The sequence below is a fragment of the Bacillus sp. MHSD_36 genome (assembly GCF_030757775.1).
GTDB lineage: Bacteria > Bacillota > Bacilli > Bacillales > Bacillaceae_G > Bacillus_A.
In genome coordinates, this window is the sequence record NZ_JAVBIS010000003.1 from 197,708 (window position 1) to 213,422 (window position 15,715).

Below are 15,715 nucleotides of genomic sequence, written 5' to 3' on the forward strand. Positions count from 1 at the left end.
AAAAATGAGCGAATATTTATCAATTCAACACATTCAAAAGCAGTTTGATGCATTTACAGCGTTAAAAGATATTTCTTTTACTGTGAAAAAAAATGAGTTTGTATGTTTATTAGGACCAAGTGGCTGTGGGAAAACAACATTGCTTCGGATTTTAGCAGGGCTAGAAGAGGCAACAACAGGTAGTATAGCTGTGGATGGAAAAGATATTACAGCATTACCTCCTGGAAAGAGGAACTTCGGAATGGTGTTTCAATCGTATGCATTATTTCCGAACTTAACAGCACTTGAAAACATTGAATATGGCTTAAAGACAAAAAAATATGGAAAAGCAGAAGTAAAAGAGAAGGCGCTAGAGGTGTTAGAACTTGTAGATTTGCTGAATGTAAAAGATAAATATCCTGCTCAAATGTCTGGTGGACAGCAGCAGCGAGTGGCACTTGCACGTGCGCTCGCTCTGTCTCCGGATATTCTATTACTTGATGAGCCGTTATCTGCTTTAGATGCAAAAGTACGTGAAAAGTTACGTAGAGAAATGCGTGATTTGCAAGAAAAAGTAGGAGTAACAACTATTATGGTCACGCATGATCAAGAAGAGGCATTAACGATGGCTGATAAAATTGTTGTAATGAATCATGCGGAAATCATGCAGATTGGCACACCAGAGGAAATTTATCAAAGACCAGCTAATCCGTTTGTGGCAGATTTTATTGGTTCTATTAATTTCTTTTCGGAAAATAATGAAGAATATGCCATTCGTCCGGAACATGTAATAGTTGTACAAAACGGTGGTATTAAAACGGTTGTAGAAAGTATGGAATTTCGCGGATCTGTATATCGGACAGAAGTGAGAGTTGTAGAAGAAAAAACACATCTGTATAACGAGAAAATTGTAGTGGATATATTGGCATCAGAAGTAGAAAAAACCGCTATTAGAAAAGGAAAGCCGATTCAAATCTCTTTCTCAGAAAATCATATGTTGTCATATGGAAAGAAGGTCATTGTATAGATGGAGATGTTAGAAAATTTAGAGGTAGAAAGAACGAAAAAAAAGGTTAAGAGACGTATTGGTAAAGAAGAGTGGATACAAAGACTATTAATTATTGGTATGCTTCTCGCGTTTTTGATTATGCTTGTATTACCGCTATTACAATTGTTTACACAAGCTTTTTACGATAAAGATGGAGCATTCATTGGTGTTGCGAATTTTAGTAAATATTTCACAACCCCAACGCTAGTTCAATCATTACAAAATACGATATGGATTTCGGGTGCGACGACAATTATTGCAGTGACACTCGCTTTCGCTTACGCCTATGCAATTGCTCGTACGAATGTGTTTGGGAAGCGTGTATTTCAATATATTGCGTTGTTACCATTATTCGCACCAACGATGATGCATGGAATTGCACTTACATATTTATTTGGCAATCAAGGGTTAGTAACGAAAGGGATGTTTGGTTTATTTGAAGGGATACAAATCCCTTTATATGGACCAGTAGGAATTGTAATGGCTGAAGTCATGTATACATTTCCGCAAGCATTTCTTATATTATTAATTGCTTTTCAAGGCTCGGATTATCGTTTATATGAAGCTTCTAATATGTTAGGGGCGAGTAAAATAAAGCAATTTTTCACTGTTACTTTACCTAGTGTAAAGTACGGATTAATTAGTGCGATGTTTGTTGTATTCACACTTAGTTTCACTGATTTTGGGGCGCCAAAAATTGTTGGTGGGCAATATAATGTACTTGCTACTGACGTATATAAGCAAGTAATTGGGCAGCAAAATATGCCGATGGGTGCAACTGTAGGAATGATTTTATTAATCCCAGCTATATTTGCGTTTGCAGTTGATCGTATTACGCAAAGAAAGCAGGCAAATCTCTTGTCTTCTAAAGCAGTACCTTACAGAATAATAAATAATAAGAAACGAGATGTTATTTCATTCGTATATTGTAGCGTAGTAACGCTTATGATCATTCTATTATTTGTGGCAGTTGGTATTGCTGCAAGTGTGAAAGTATGGCCGTATAATATGAGTTTTACATTCGAGCATTTTAATTTTTCTAGTTTAACAGGAGATGGACTTGAAGCGTTTAAAAATAGCGTAATTGTTTCAGCAATCACAGCGGCTATTGGAGCAGTTTTAACATTTATGTTCGCTTATGCAATAGAAAAAATAAATCAGCTACAATTTTTCCAAAAAGCAGGTTACTTTTTCTCTATCGTCCCTTTAGCGATACCAGGTTTAGTACTAGGGTTAGGCTACGTTTTCTTCTTTAGTCAACCAACAATACAAATCTTTGGATTTTCCGTAACGAACCCGTTTCATTCTCTATACGGAACAATCGCTGTGTTAGTACTAGTTAATATCATTCATTTTTATTCTGTAACATTTGTTACGGCAACGACAGCTTTAAAGAAATTGGACCGAGAGTTTGAACTTGTTTCACAGTCAATGGGCATCCCGTTTTATAAAACATTCTTTCGAGTAACAGTGCCGATGTGTTTACCGGCAATTTTAGAAATGGTAATGTACTATTTCGTAAATTCAATGGTAACTGTCTCGGCAGTTGTATTCTTATACGCGGCTGACTTTAAACTAGCGGCTGTATCGATTGTAAATATGGATGATGCAGGAAATGTAGCGCCAGCAGCTGCAATGAGTGTGCTTATTGTTGTTACAAATATTGTAGTAAGAGTTGTATATGAATGGGGAACGAAAGCACTTCGTAACCGAACGTCACAATGGCAAAAAAGATAAAGTGAAACTTTAATCAGTGGGGGTGTTCCTCCCCCACTGATTATTAGTTGAACCAATCGGGCGTTTACGGGCAGTTGATCTCCCACTTAACTTTTTTGCTCCAGCCGAATTTTGAGGGGGAAGTCTTACTGCCCGTTAACGCGGGATAAATAAGAAGGGTGATGGATTAAATGAAAATAGAAGCAGTTATTTTTGATTGGGCAGGTACGACAGTTGATTACGGATGTTTTGCACCACTGGAAGTATTTATGGAGATCTTCCATAAACGCGGTGTTGAAATTACAGCAGAAGAAGCTCGTAAGCCAATGGGGTTATTAAAAATAGATCATGTAAGGGCACTTACAGAGATGCCTCGTATTGCGAGTGAGTGGAATCGTGTCTTCCGTCAATTACCAACAGAGGCAGACATTCAGGAGATGTATGAAGAATTCGAAGAGATTCTCTTCGCTATTTTACCGCGCTATGCGTCCCCGATTAATGGGGTAAAAGAAGTCATTGCTTCTTTACGTGAAAAAGGAATTAAAATTGGTTCAACGACTGGTTATACGAGAGAAATGATGGATATTGTAGCAAAAGAAGCAGCATTACAAGGATATAAACCTGATTTCCTTGTAACGCCAGATGATGTTCCAGCGGGTCGTCCATATCCGTGGATGTGCTATAAAAATGCGATGGAATTAGGTGTCTATCCAATGAATCGTATGATAAAAGTTGGAGACACGGTATCGGATATGAAAGAGGGAAGAAATGCTGGAATGTGGACAGTAGGGGTAATTCTTGGCAGTAGTGAACTCGGGTTAACCGAAGAGGAAGTGGAGAGTATGGATCCAGTAGAGCTTCGTGAAAAAATAGAAGTAGTTCGTAAACGCTTTGTTGAAAATGGAGCGCACTTTACGATTGAAACGATGCAGGAACTTGAAAACGTAATGGAACATATTGAGAAACAAGAACTTATTATTTTATAAAAGGGGAATAGGATTATGGCTGAAAATCACTACTTATTATTAACGCCAGGACCATTAACGACAACAAAAACGGTAAAAGAAGTTATGTTATACGATTGGTGTACGTGGGATGTTGAATATAACACGATGGTGCAAGATGTAAGAGCTAAACTTGTATCGTTAGCAACGAAAGAAAAAGAGAAATATACGACTGTTCTTATGCAAGGAAGCGGTACGTTTTCAGTTGAAGCAGTAATCGGTTCTGTTATTCCTAAAAATGGAAAGCTACTTGTTTGTACGAATGGTGCGTACGGTAAGCGAATTGTACAAATGGCAGAGATGTTACATATAGATGTGGTAGTTAGTCAAACGGAAGAATGGGAGCCTACTAATATTGCAGAAGTAGAAAAGATATTACAACAAGATAAAGAAATTACACACATTGCGGTTGTTCATTGTGAAACAACAACAGGTATTATCAATCCAATTGTAGATGTATGTAAATTAGGAAAGCAATATGGAAAAGTAACACTAGTTGATGCGATGAGTAGTTTTGGTGGTATTGAAATAGATATCGCTGAGTTGCAAATTGACTTTTTAATTAGTAGTGCGAATAAATGTATTCAAGGTGTTCCGGGATTCGGATTTGTTATTGCAAAGCGCGATGAATTATTGAAATGTAAAGGGCAGGCACGTTCATTATCATTAGATCTATACGATCAATGGGAAACGATGGAAAATCAAAATGGAAAATGGCGTTTTACGTCACCTACACATGTTGTACACGCTTTTTACCAAGCACTACTTGAATTAGAAAAAGAGGGTGGAGTAAAAGCGCGTTACAATCGATATGATAACAATCAAAAATTATTAGTGAATCGAATGAGAGAAATCGGATTTAAGCCACTAGTAGATGAAAAATATCAATCGCCTATTATTACATCCTTTATTTATCCAGAAGAATGGTTCGATTTTGAGCAATTATACAATGAATTAAAGCATGATGGATTTGTTATATATCCGGGTAAAATTTCAAAAGTAGATACATTCCGCATTGGAAATATCGGTGATGTACATGAGGCAGATATTAATCGCTTAGTTGATAGTATTGCTAAAGGGGTTGTAATCGGTTGAAAGTATTTTGCTTAGGTGGAGCAGGCAAAATTTGTCGTGAAGCAATTTTAGATTTAGTGCAATTTTCATCTTTTGAGACGATTACAGTAGCGGATTTTAATGAAGAAGAGGGCTTGAAAGTAGTAGAATGGCTCAACGATCCTCGCGTAGACTTTGTGAAAGTAGACGTAACGAATCACGAGGATACGGTTGCAAAAATGAAAGGCTATGACATTGTAATGGACGGTACGACAATTAAGCTAAATGGCTTGTCTACTCGATGTATTGCAGAAGCAGGTTGTCACGGTGTGAATTTGAATGGATTTGGTAAAGAAAATGATTCGCATTCTATATTTGTTCAAAATAGAAAAACATGTTTACCTGGTTTTGGTATGACGCCAGGTGTAACGCAAATGATGGCAATGCATGCAGCAAATCAGCTAGATACTGTAGAATCAGTTCGTGTAAGTCACGGTTCATATCGTCCCATTGCTTTTTCTGCATCCATTACAGAAACGACGACATATGAATATGATCCACATTTACCATCGCGTACAGTGTATGAAGATGGTGAGTTTAAGCAAGTACCTCCGTTTGCGCGTCCGAGAGAAATTGAATTACCGGCGCCTTATGGTAAAGCAACGCAGTATATAATTCCGCATTCTGAAACGGTTACGTTAGCAAAAGCGCTAGAACATAAAGGCGTCAAACTGATAGAGACGAGAGGAACTTGGCCAAAGCAGAATATGCAGCTCGTACGTGCATTATATGATTACGGCATATTGCGTAATGAGCAAGTTGAAATAAATGGGGAAGAAATCGGCATTATGGATTGTATTTCGAAGTATTTATTACAATCGACAGAAGGACAAGAAACAGAGGTTTATGGTTATGCACTTCATGTAGAAGTAATAGGTACGAAAAATAATGAAAAACAAAGGCACGTCTTATATCATACACACCCGTTATCTGATGGATCTGTTGTAGGATGGGAAAACTTAAGAGCTTATACGAGAAACGTTGGTATTCCATTTGGGATTGCTACAGAGTTAATGGCAAAAGGAAATGTAAATCGAATTGGTGTTGTGACACCAGAGGAAGCTTTTATAAATCCACAAATTATTTTTGATGAACTAAAAAAGCGTGGTATTGATATTCATGAAGAAGTTTCTACATACAAAGAAAGTTATAACTTTGTATAAGCAAGGCAGTTTATGAGGTAGAAATCAATGGGGTGAGGTTATGTCTGTAGTAGGTGAAGAAAGAAAGCGAACCATTCTTGAGAAGGTAGAATTTAAAGGGAAAGTAAAAGTTTCAGAGTTAGCGAGAGAGTTTGCTGTATCAACAGAGACGATCCGCCGTTATTTAGAAGAATTGGATCGTGAAAAGAAGTTGAAGAAAGTGTACGGTGGAGCCGTCCAGCTTCCTGGAGCTGGAATAGAGGCACCAATGTTAGAACGAGAGATGCTGCATATAGAAGAGAAGAAGCGAATTGGGTATAAAGCAGCAACATTTGTGGAAGATGGTGATGTTATTGCGATTGATGACGGAAGTACACCACTTCAAATGGTGCCATATCTTGTTCATCGTAAAAATTTAACGATTGTAACAAGTTCATTTCCAGTAGCAACACAATTAATTTCTTCTATTAATAAAAAGATGTTTCATGGTGAAGTTTTATTTATTGGTGGAAAAGTATCTCCAAAGCATTCACGTGTATCAGGGTCTATTTCGCAGCAAGTAATCCAGCAATTTCATTTTCATAAAGCATTCGTTTCGATTGATGGGTTGTTACCTGGTTTTGGGGTTTCTAGTTTTGAATTAGAAAAGGCAAAACTGTCGGAAGCGATGATGAAATTGGCAGAAAAAACATATATTCTATGTGATCATACAAAGGTAGGCGTAAAAGGGAATTACCGAATAGCAGCATTTTCCCGTATTCAGCATGTTATTTGCGATAAAAAAATGCCCTATAGTTTTGATGAGGAAGTTAAAAGACATAATATTCAATGGACAATTTGCTAAATACATGGAACTCCCACCTGGTTGTAAGGTGGGAGTTTTACTGCCTGAAAATAGCGGGATAAAAGATTTGTATTTATGCAAAAAAAGTGGACACATTTTCGCATCTCTTTCATATAATTTACCAATACAAAAAAAGTTGGTCGAAGGAAAGAAGGGAAAGTATGTCAGAACGGATATATAATAAACTTGTATTGTATGCAAATATTTTGCAAAAAATTGGTGTTATTAATGAAAAAGAAAAAAGTGAAATTCTGCATACGATAAGTAAAAAGGCCCTCTAAATAAAGGGCCTTTTTATTTTGTATCCCGCATTAACGGGCAGTAAGATCCCACCTCAAAATTCAGCGGAAGCAAAGAAGTTAGGTGGGGGTCGGGCTGCCCGTAAAAGCCCGATTGGTGAGGGCTGATTAAAGTTTCAATTTATCTTTGAAAATATAATTTTTATGTAATATTCTAATTGGTAAAGATAATGGGATTCATTATCGTTTATTCGTAGTTAATTGATAAAATTTATTAATTATAAAATTATATATGATAGGGGACATTATTTTGAAAAAATATATATGAAGGTGTTAGTAGTAGCAACAACATTAGCAATTCCATTTGCTGCATATTCTACTCCAGCATTTAAGAGAAATTGTTAATAAAAAAGTATTTAATAGAAAAGATTAAAATACACCTATTACGAAAGAAGAGTTATTACAAGTAAAGAACCTGTTTTTTAATACGAATGAGATTCTTGATTATAGTGCATTAAAATATATGCTAAATTTAAAATCTTTAACAGTTGCGAATGCGAAGATAACAGATCCGTCTTTCTTTGCGTGGTAATGAATTTTCAGCTGTAACGCCACTTGTTCAGATGGAGTATTAACTCGATACGAAATGTCTGTAGTATTATATAAAGTATTTCAGTTAAAAGAAGATGGAAATAATAAAGAGAGCTTTAAAGATGTACCAAACACGTGAACAATATGCACAGTTCTTATATAACGCAATAACGAAATAAAAGATGAGAAAATACGTTATTCTTTAATTTAAAAAGAATAGCGTATTTTTTATGTATAAAATGAAATAGTCAATAGATAGGAGTATAGACATATGAATGGCCCATTTTAAAGAAGGGCTATGAAACTATATTGACAAAAAAGCGTTCTCATGTGATAATTCAATTAAATTTTTAGAATAATCAAAAAATATTCCTTTTACATAGAAAGGATTCGAACATTATATGAATATTACGCCGGGGGTGACGAAATGTTATTTTTTCTAAAGAAATGGAATGAATTAAAAGATGTGAAATCTGAGTTGGCACTTCGTGATTGGTTTTATGGTACAAAGATTAGTTTATCACTCTGTACGTCAAAAGAGCCGTTAACTTTTTTAGTAAACGTTGAGGGAAGAGATAAAGGGCTATTTTCAGAAGAGGATTTTATTGTTGTAAATTGTATGTGTGAGCCAGTATTTGAAAATGAAGAAAAACCAGCTGCCGAATCATTTATGCATGCGGATATTTATAAAAAAAGTAGTGCAGAATGTATTTTACAAGTGCAAACTGTAGATAGTCATTTAATATCAGAGTTGTATGGAGAAACAGGAGAAGTAACATTTGATAAGCGTAGCGTGGAACGTGTTTTTGGAAAAGAAGGTATAACAGAAATGACCATTCCTATTGTAGAAGATGAGAAAAAATTCGCTAATTTATTAGAAAATAATGTACCTAATTTTATTGAAGGTGGAGGCGTAGTTCTCGTTCATAATTATGGCATGATCGTGTGGGGGAAAACGCCAGAAGAAGCGAAAAAATGGCTAGAGGGTATAGAGTATTTAATGAATTACCATGTAAAATTGTTAATGATAAAAGGTGCTAAGAGCTCTGTTATATAAAATGTTTATGATGCTGTTACGAGTTAATAAATAATTGAAAGCGTTTTAAAAATAAATTTACTCATAAAATATAGGTCTCCTTATTATATATAGATTACAGGTTGACATGTAAGGAGGAACATATTTTGCGAGTTAAATATCATTTTCTGCCAAAACCGCAAGTAACATTTTGCAAAATGAACGATTCAGGTGAAAAGGCTCTGCAAATTATGAATGAAACGGGATTTCGAGCAATCCCTGTATTAGCAGAAGATGAAAAGAAATTCATGGGGATTATTTATAAAGTAGACCTTCTAGAAAAGAAGTGTAATGGCGGATTAGAAAAATTAAGTATGGATCATATGCTGGAAGATTCCTCTGCTTTTATTTTTGAAAAGGATTCTTTTTTTAGGGCATTTTATGCTATTCGTCGCCTTCCATTTTTAGCTGTACTGAATGATTATAATGAATTTGTCGGTATCTTAACCCATTCCAATATATTTGATGTTATTGAAGATTCATTCGGTATGCGGACGGGTGGTTATATATTAACAATTGCAACACAAGATTGTAAGGGAACGATTAAAGAACTTGGAACACTATTGAAAGCATTTAATATCGGTGGACTGTTTACACTAGATAATGGCGATCAATATATTCGCCGCGTTATTGTAAATATAGCAGATGAGTTAAATGAAAAAAGATTAAAGCAATTAATCGAAAAAATAGAGAAAAAAGGATTCAGGGTGAGTCATGTAGATTATATTTAAGGTGAAAAGGAAAGAGAACAATTTGCTATATGCAGATCGTTCTCTTTTTTAGTTTGAGTAATGAATCTTATTTGGAAACAGGAGGTGGAGATAATGCTAAATCCGATAAAAAGATAAAGTCTGCATGTTGGCGAATGTTAGGAATAGAAGTTTCTATAACACGTGATGTAATTTCACCTGGAGGCCCAACATGTCCGATAGCTACCATAATCGGTTTTTCTTGAAGTTTTTTTATGAGTAATTGAGCTTGTTTTGAAATATGTGCCGCTGTGTATACATCATCAAAAAATAATTGATTTTCAATAATGGGTACTCCTAATTCTTTCCCGATTTTTGGAACAACACTTTTAGGATTTGTTTTGCTATCTAAATAAAATAAACCATGTTTTTTACAAGCTGCAAGTATAAGTCGTACAATCCTTTCGTCCGCGGTCACTTTCGATCCCATATGATTGTTCATCCCAATTGCATGTGGTACTTCTTGAATCGCTTGTTCGAGTCGAGTATTTATTTCTTCGTCGCTTAAATCAGTTGTAATTGCTTTTGGTCCAAGCCATTCTTTTTTACCTTTAATAGGTTCCATTGGCATATGTATAATAACTTCGTGCCCTTTCTTATGAGCTGCTATCGCATCTTCCTTTGTGGAAGGGAGAAAAGGCATAACGGCAACAGTAAGTGGAATAGGAAGTGATAACATTTTATCAGTCCCCTTCATATTATTGCCGAAGTCATCGATGACAATAGCTACTTTGTTTGTGTGTGCCTGTGCTTGAATAGGAAACAAGAAGGTTGGTAAGAACAGAGTAAACATAAGCAATGCAATCGTATATTTGCGCATATAAATATTTCCTTTCTATATTATCAATTATCATTATGGTTTGCGTTTTTGTATAAATTAAACAAAAAATGTCGAAGAAAAGTATAGAGAAAATAGAGAATCCGCTATTTAATTGATGTTTGTAAAAAAAGAAGATGAAAAAAATGTCTATTATTGCGAATGTATTTACAAAGATAGAATAATTTGTAATAATTCTCAAAGTGAGGGTAAAGATTTGTAAATTACAGGGAGAAAATGTTAAATTTTCTGATTCTTCAAATTCAAATATGATTAAGTAGTTAAAAGGCCAATGGAGAAATGAAGTCGAGAGCATGGAAGTATAATAAGGGGGATATGAATGTTTACTGTAAAAAGGAAGTATACATTAGAAAAGCTTTCACGTGATATTCATATGAAACGTGAAGAGATGATTCAATTAGGTTTAACAAGTGGATTAAATAGTATGGAGACAATTCAAGTTAGTCAAGAATTGGACAAGCTTATTTTACAGTACCAGTGTTATAAAGAAAAACAAACGCCAAAATGGTTATCAATTATAAAAGTACCAATTTTTCAAATTGGGTATGAAGGGAAGTCGAGTAATTTTTGGCGAATGCTTGTTGCTGGTCTTATGAAATAAGTATAATTACCCTTTTGAGATAAGGATAATTATACTGTGTGTAACGGAATTTCGATATGAACTGTCGTTCCTTCGTTTTCTATACTGTCAATAAAAATATGCCCATTGTACATCTCTATAATTCGTTTACATATGACAAGTCCAAGACCTGTTCCAGTATCTTTATTAGTAAAGAACGGATGAAAGAGGTGTTTTTGAATATGTTTTGGAATCCCTTTTCCAGTGTCTATAATTTGCAATTGTGCGTGTGTGTCATTGTTTGTTACGAAAATAGCCAGTGTGTCACCAGAAGTCATGGCTTCAATTGCATTTTTTGTAACGTTTAAAACCACTTGTTTCATATGGTCTTTTGAGCAACGAATATGAACAGGATGGTCTGGCAAATGTAAATTGAATATAATGTTATATAGATTCGCCTCAGATTGAATAATTAATGCAACCTCATTTAGAATGGTTCTCACATCATATGTTTGTTCAATTATAGCAGTTGGCTTTCCAAGAATAAGAAATTCGCTGACAATTTCATTAATCCGTTCTACTTCTTGTTCGATGATGGAAAAATAGAACTGATCTTGTTCATCTTTATATTTCTCTTTTAATAGAGCGACGAGCCCTTTAATTCCAGTAAGAGGATTACGGATTTCGTGGGCTGTACTAGCTGCAAAAGTTCCAACTAATTCAATTTTTTGTAGTTCATTTTGTTGTCTTTCCAGTTTCGTTTGACGTTTTAACAACATATATTGAGCTAGTAAAAATAAAATAGACATTAAAAATAAAGTAGCTATACATTCTATTGCAACCCACTGGTATAAAGTTTTGTGATGGATCGGCAATGGAGAAACAGAGACCTTCCAATTTAATCTTTTGAGTGGCGTAGTAAGCATATTAGAATGTGCATCACTTGTTTTGTTATTATCATCATTTAGAAAAACTACATCATGTTTATCAGTTACTTCAAAATGGTATTGCGGCTTAATGGCATTTAAAGATGATGAAATGTAATCAAAGCGTAAACTTGCTAACAATAAGCCTGAGACTTTCTTCTGTTTATTGAAGATGGGAGAAGCAATGATGATAGCTTGATGTCCAAGAACACGATCTGTAATGACTGATGATACAGTTGTTTTCTTCGTTTTTAATACATCTTGAATATATTTCCGATCTGAGACATCAACAGGTGGTCGGTCACCTTCGGATGCAATTGTAATGATGCCTTCTAGAGTAGCGTAATATAGACCAGAAAAGCGTGCATCGTTTTTGTCTGTATCATGTACAATTTCTTTAATTCCATTTATATTTCCAGTCTCGGTTTCAACGACCTTTGCAAGCATTTCTAATGCGGAAATTGCTTCGCCAAGGTGATAATCTAAATAGTCTCTATATAAGAAGAGAACCGTGTGAGCAGATAGTTTGTTTTCCTGTTTCATTTTATACGAATGATATGAATAAAATGTAGCACCAATCCCTATCGTTGGTAGGATAACAAGTAATATATATAAAACTATGCTGTGGAATTTGACTTTCAAAATTGGTACTCCTTCTTTTTTATTATCATTATATATAAACTATGTTAAAATTGTCATGTTTTTATTCAAGAATCATTCATAATATATTTGGGGAGAGGTAATGAATGAGTGAATACTCATTCGGAATTTACATGCAGTACTATTTTTCTTTTTATTACTGAGAATTTAAGTGAAGGGTTGAAAGTTGTATGACATCAAATAATGGACGAGAAGAAATTTCTCAATCTTTAAAAGTATTTATTGCATTATCTCGTGTACATCGTTCTGTTATGGATACTACAAATAAATCTATACAAAGTAACGGGTTAAATCCAACTGAATTTGCTGTATTAGAACTGCTATATCATAAAGGTGGTCAACCACTTCAGCAAATTGGTGAGCGTATTTTAATAGCTAGTGGCAGCATTACATATGTTGTAGATAAGCTAGAGAAAAAGGGACTAGTAAAGAGAATTCCGTGCCCGAATGATAGACGTGTTATTTATGCACAATTAACTGAGGCTGGAGAGAGGTTTATTGCTTCTATTTTTCCAGGGCATGAGCAAGTTATACATCAGTCTTTTGAAATGTTAACGAAAGAGGAAAAGGACGAATTACTTGATCTATTAAAAAAAATTGGAAAGTATGAAAAGTAATAACGTGTTCCAAAAGAGCTTTGGATAAAGAAACCCAAAGCTTTTTTGTTTACATGTGATGATGGCAGTATATGCCGTAATTTGCTGAAGAATAAGAGGAGATTTGTAAGTAAGCATTGAATTATAGTAAGGATGCATATAATGGAGAGGAGGCTCGTTCATGTCATTTAAAGACTATGAATATAAACGGCCAAATATTGAAGAATTAAAAGAGAAGTTTACTATTGCTTTAGAGAAGTTTGATAACGCAAAAACCGCGGAAGAACAAAAACAAGTTATTCATTCAATTAACGAAATTCGCAACGATTTTGGTACAATGGGGAATCTTTGTTACATTCGTCATTCTGTTGATACGACAGATACTTTTTATAAGGAAGAACAAGATTTCTTTGATGAATTCTCTCCAGTTGTACAAGGGTATGGTACAAAGTATTATAATGCGTTAATTCATTCTCCATTCCGTGAAGAATTAGAGGCGTATTATGGGAAGCAATTATTTGCTCTTGCAGAGTGTGATTTAAAAACATATTCTGATGAAGTCGTGAAAGATTTACAATTAGAGAATAAATTGTCTTCACAATATACACAGTTATTAGCATCTGCAAAGATTGACTTTGCAGGAGAAGAAAGAACGTTATCACAGCTTATTCCATTTATGCAAGGAAAAGAGAGAAGTGAACGTAAAGCAGCGAGTGAAGCATACTACGGATTTTTAGCTGAGAATGAGGAAGAGTTAGATCGTATTTATGATGAGCTTGTTAAAGTGAGAACGAAAATCGCAAAATCTTTAGGTTTCAAAAACTTTGTTGAACTGGGATATGCACGAATGTACCGTACAGATTATAATGCGGAAATGGTGGCGAATTATCGTCAGCAAGTGCTAGATTATATCGTTCCCGTTACAACGGAATTAAGAAAACGCCAACAAGCACGTATCGGTGTAGAGAAGTTAGCGTATTACGACGAAAACTTTGAATTTCCTACAGGTAATCCAACTCCAAAAGGAGATGCGAATTGGATTGTTAATCATGGGAAAACGATGTATAAAGAGTTATCGGCTGAAACAGATGAATTTTTCAATTTCATGTTAGATAATGATTTATTAGATTTAGTTGCGAAAAAAGGAAAAGCTGGCGGTGGATATTGTACATATATTGAGAATTATAAAGCGCCGTTTATCTTCTCGAACTTTAACGGAACGTCTGGTGATATTGACGTATTAACACATGAAGCGGGCCATGCTTTCCAAGTATACGAAAGTCGTAAATTTGAAATTCCAGAATATAATTGGCCAACATATGAAGCGTGTGAAATTCACTCTATGAGTATGGAATTCTTCACATGGCCATGGATGACGCTATTCTTTGAAGAAGATGCTGATAAATATTACTTCTCTCACTTAAGTTCAGCACTTCTGTTTTTACCGTATGGTGTATCTGTTGATGAGTATCAACATTATGTATATGAAAATCCTGAAGCATCACCAGAAGAGCGTAAGACAGCATGGCGTAATATAGAGAAAAAGTATTTACCGCATCGTTATTATGAAGATAATGATTATTTAGAGCGCGGTGGATTCTGGCAACGTCAAGGGCACATATATAGCTCACCGTTCTACTATATCGACTACACGTTAGCTCAAATTTGTGCACTGCAATTTTGGAAACGTGCAAGAGATAATAGGCAAGAGGCGTGGGAAGATTATGTGAATCTGTGCCAACAAGGTGGAAGTAAATCATTCTTGGAATTAGTAGAAGTTGCAAATTTAACATCTCCATTTGCTGAGGGCTGTGTGAAAAGTGTTATTACAGAAATTGAAGCATGGCTATATGCAATTGACGACACAAAATTGTAAAAAACATGCGCTTTTTTTCACATATTTAACATCGACATAAAGAGAAAATAATGAGATAATAAAAGAAAATTCAGAATACTGAAGAGGTGTTTCTAATAAGGAGCACCTCTTTTGACCAACAAAAAGGGGGGGAAGAAGTATGCTTCAATCTAATATGGATGTGAGTTTAGAAAGTTTGGTGAACTCATTACAGTCTACCCGAAGCACGCTATTATCAGAAATTGAAATGTTAAATGATACAGAAGTGAATGTAAAGCCACGCCGCGATAAATGGAGTATTATTCAAATTTTGCATCACTTGCATTTAGTTGAACAATCTGTCACGTCTGCCCTTGTATATGCTTTACAAAAAAATGAAAGAAACATGACTCCATTTAAAGACCTCCAACTTACACTTAATCGCACACATAAACGGGAAGCTCCTCAGCAGATGAAACCAACAGAAACGTTAATGAAAAAACAGCAAGGAATTCAATTACTAGAACATTCACGACAAGAACTATTACACGCGCTTCATAGTGTGATAGATGAAAAAGATTTACTTGAAAATGGATTAAAGCATCCTATTTTTAATGATCTAAATTTGTATCAGTGGGTTCAATTTCTTGATTTGCATGAACAAAGACATCTTACGCAGTTAAAAGAGGCGAAACATGCAATTTTACAGCGATAATTAGGAAGAAGTGGGAGACCACTTCTTTTTCATATGTGCATAGTTTTTCTTCTTATTTTGGAATACTACATAGAGAAAGAAAAGAAG

General features: G+C 34.9%; 14 protein-coding genes and 1 pseudogene. 13 read left to right on the forward strand and 2 right to left on the reverse strand.

Annotated elements, in window-relative coordinates; genetic code table 11:
* Nucleotides 1-4 precede the first annotated feature (4 nt).
* The 9 genes and pseudogenes from Q9B79_RS14085 (at nucleotide 5) to cbpA (ending at nucleotide 9,482) form a co-directional block, all read left to right on the forward strand.
* Complete coding sequence (locus tag Q9B79_RS14085; RefSeq protein ID WP_306185184.1) at nucleotides 5-1,006, forward strand: putative 2-aminoethylphosphonate ABC transporter ATP-binding protein; 1,002 nt, start codon at nucleotides 5-7, stop codon at nucleotides 1,004-1,006.
* Nucleotides 1,007-2,764, forward strand: coding sequence for a putative 2-aminoethylphosphonate ABC transporter permease subunit (locus tag Q9B79_RS14090; RefSeq protein ID WP_306185186.1), 1,758 nt, complete (start codon nucleotides 1,007-1,009; stop codon nucleotides 2,762-2,764).
* A gap of 170 nt (nucleotides 2,765-2,934) precedes the next feature.
* Nucleotides 2,935-3,729, forward strand: coding sequence for a phosphonoacetaldehyde hydrolase (gene phnX / locus Q9B79_RS14095; RefSeq protein ID WP_306185188.1), 795 nt, complete (start codon nucleotides 2,935-2,937; stop codon nucleotides 3,727-3,729).
* Between the two features lie 15 nt (nucleotides 3,730-3,744).
* Nucleotides 3,745-4,842, forward strand: a complete 1,098-nt coding sequence (phnW, locus tag Q9B79_RS14100) for a 2-aminoethylphosphonate--pyruvate transaminase (RefSeq protein ID WP_306185190.1) — start codon at nucleotides 3,745-3,747, stop codon at nucleotides 4,840-4,842.
* The gene (locus Q9B79_RS14105; RefSeq protein WP_306185192.1) at nucleotides 4,839-6,023 is read left to right on the forward strand and encodes a saccharopine dehydrogenase family protein; all 1,185 of its coding nucleotides are present in this window, start codon (nucleotides 4,839-4,841) and stop codon (nucleotides 6,021-6,023) included. The genes phnW and Q9B79_RS14105 overlap by 4 nt, the downstream gene beginning before the upstream one ends.
* A gap of 40 nt (nucleotides 6,024-6,063) precedes the next feature.
* Nucleotides 6,064-6,846 (forward strand): DeoR/GlpR family DNA-binding transcription regulator, encoded by a 783-nt coding sequence (locus tag Q9B79_RS14110; RefSeq protein WP_306185194.1) that lies wholly within the window; start codon nucleotides 6,064-6,066, stop codon nucleotides 6,844-6,846.
* Nucleotides 6,847-7,473: 627 nt separating this feature from the next.
* A pseudogene (locus Q9B79_RS14115) lies at nucleotides 7,474-7,714 on the forward strand (NEAT domain-containing leucine-rich repeat protein); the annotation flags it as partial.
* Between the two features lie 389 nt (nucleotides 7,715-8,103).
* Entirely contained in the window at nucleotides 8,104-8,733 is a 630-nt protein-coding gene (locus Q9B79_RS14120; protein ID WP_000895998.1) for a class II aldolase/adducin family protein, read from the forward strand.
* 125 nt (nucleotides 8,734-8,858) lie between these two features.
* Entirely contained in the window at nucleotides 8,859-9,482 is a 624-nt protein-coding gene (cbpA, locus tag Q9B79_RS14125; protein ID WP_306185198.1) for a cyclic di-AMP binding protein CbpA, read from the forward strand.
* A 67-nt stretch (nucleotides 9,483-9,549) separates the two neighbouring features.
* On the opposite strand, the gene Q9B79_RS14130 is transcribed toward cbpA, so the two are convergent.
* The gene (locus Q9B79_RS14130; RefSeq protein ID WP_306185200.1) at nucleotides 9,550-10,320 is read right to left on the reverse strand and encodes a divergent polysaccharide deacetylase family protein; all 771 of its coding nucleotides are present in this window, start codon (nucleotides 10,318-10,320) and stop codon (nucleotides 9,550-9,552) included.
* Between the two features lie 337 nt (nucleotides 10,321-10,657).
* Between Q9B79_RS14130 and Q9B79_RS14135 the strand changes: the two genes are divergently transcribed.
* The gene (locus Q9B79_RS14135; protein ID WP_306185202.1) at nucleotides 10,658-10,939 is read left to right on the forward strand and encodes an aspartyl-phosphate phosphatase Spo0E family protein; all 282 of its coding nucleotides are present in this window, start codon (nucleotides 10,658-10,660) and stop codon (nucleotides 10,937-10,939) included.
* Nucleotides 10,940-10,968: 29 nt separating this feature from the next.
* On the opposite strand, the gene Q9B79_RS14140 is transcribed toward Q9B79_RS14135, so the two are convergent.
* Entirely contained in the window at nucleotides 10,969-12,465 is a 1,497-nt protein-coding gene (locus Q9B79_RS14140) for a DUF3149 domain-containing protein (protein WP_306185204.1), read from the reverse strand.
* A 188-nt stretch (nucleotides 12,466-12,653) separates the two neighbouring features.
* On the opposite strand from Q9B79_RS14140, the gene Q9B79_RS14145 reads away from it, so the two are divergent.
* The 3 genes from Q9B79_RS14145 to Q9B79_RS14155 all read left to right on the forward strand — a co-directional run bounded on the left by Q9B79_RS14145 (nucleotide 12,654) and on the right by Q9B79_RS14155 (nucleotide 15,628).
* Complete coding sequence (locus Q9B79_RS14145) at nucleotides 12,654-13,100, forward strand: MarR family winged helix-turn-helix transcriptional regulator (RefSeq protein ID WP_306185206.1); 447 nt, start codon at nucleotides 12,654-12,656, stop codon at nucleotides 13,098-13,100.
* A 160-nt stretch (nucleotides 13,101-13,260) separates the two neighbouring features.
* Nucleotides 13,261-14,955 (forward strand): M3 family oligoendopeptidase, encoded by a 1,695-nt coding sequence (locus tag Q9B79_RS14150; RefSeq protein ID WP_306185208.1) that lies wholly within the window; start codon nucleotides 13,261-13,263, stop codon nucleotides 14,953-14,955.
* A 139-nt stretch (nucleotides 14,956-15,094) separates the two neighbouring features.
* A complete protein-coding gene (locus Q9B79_RS14155) occupies nucleotides 15,095-15,628 on the forward strand; it encodes a DinB family protein (RefSeq protein WP_306185210.1) in 534 nt (177 codons plus the stop codon).
* Nucleotides 15,629-15,715 lie beyond the last annotated feature (87 nt).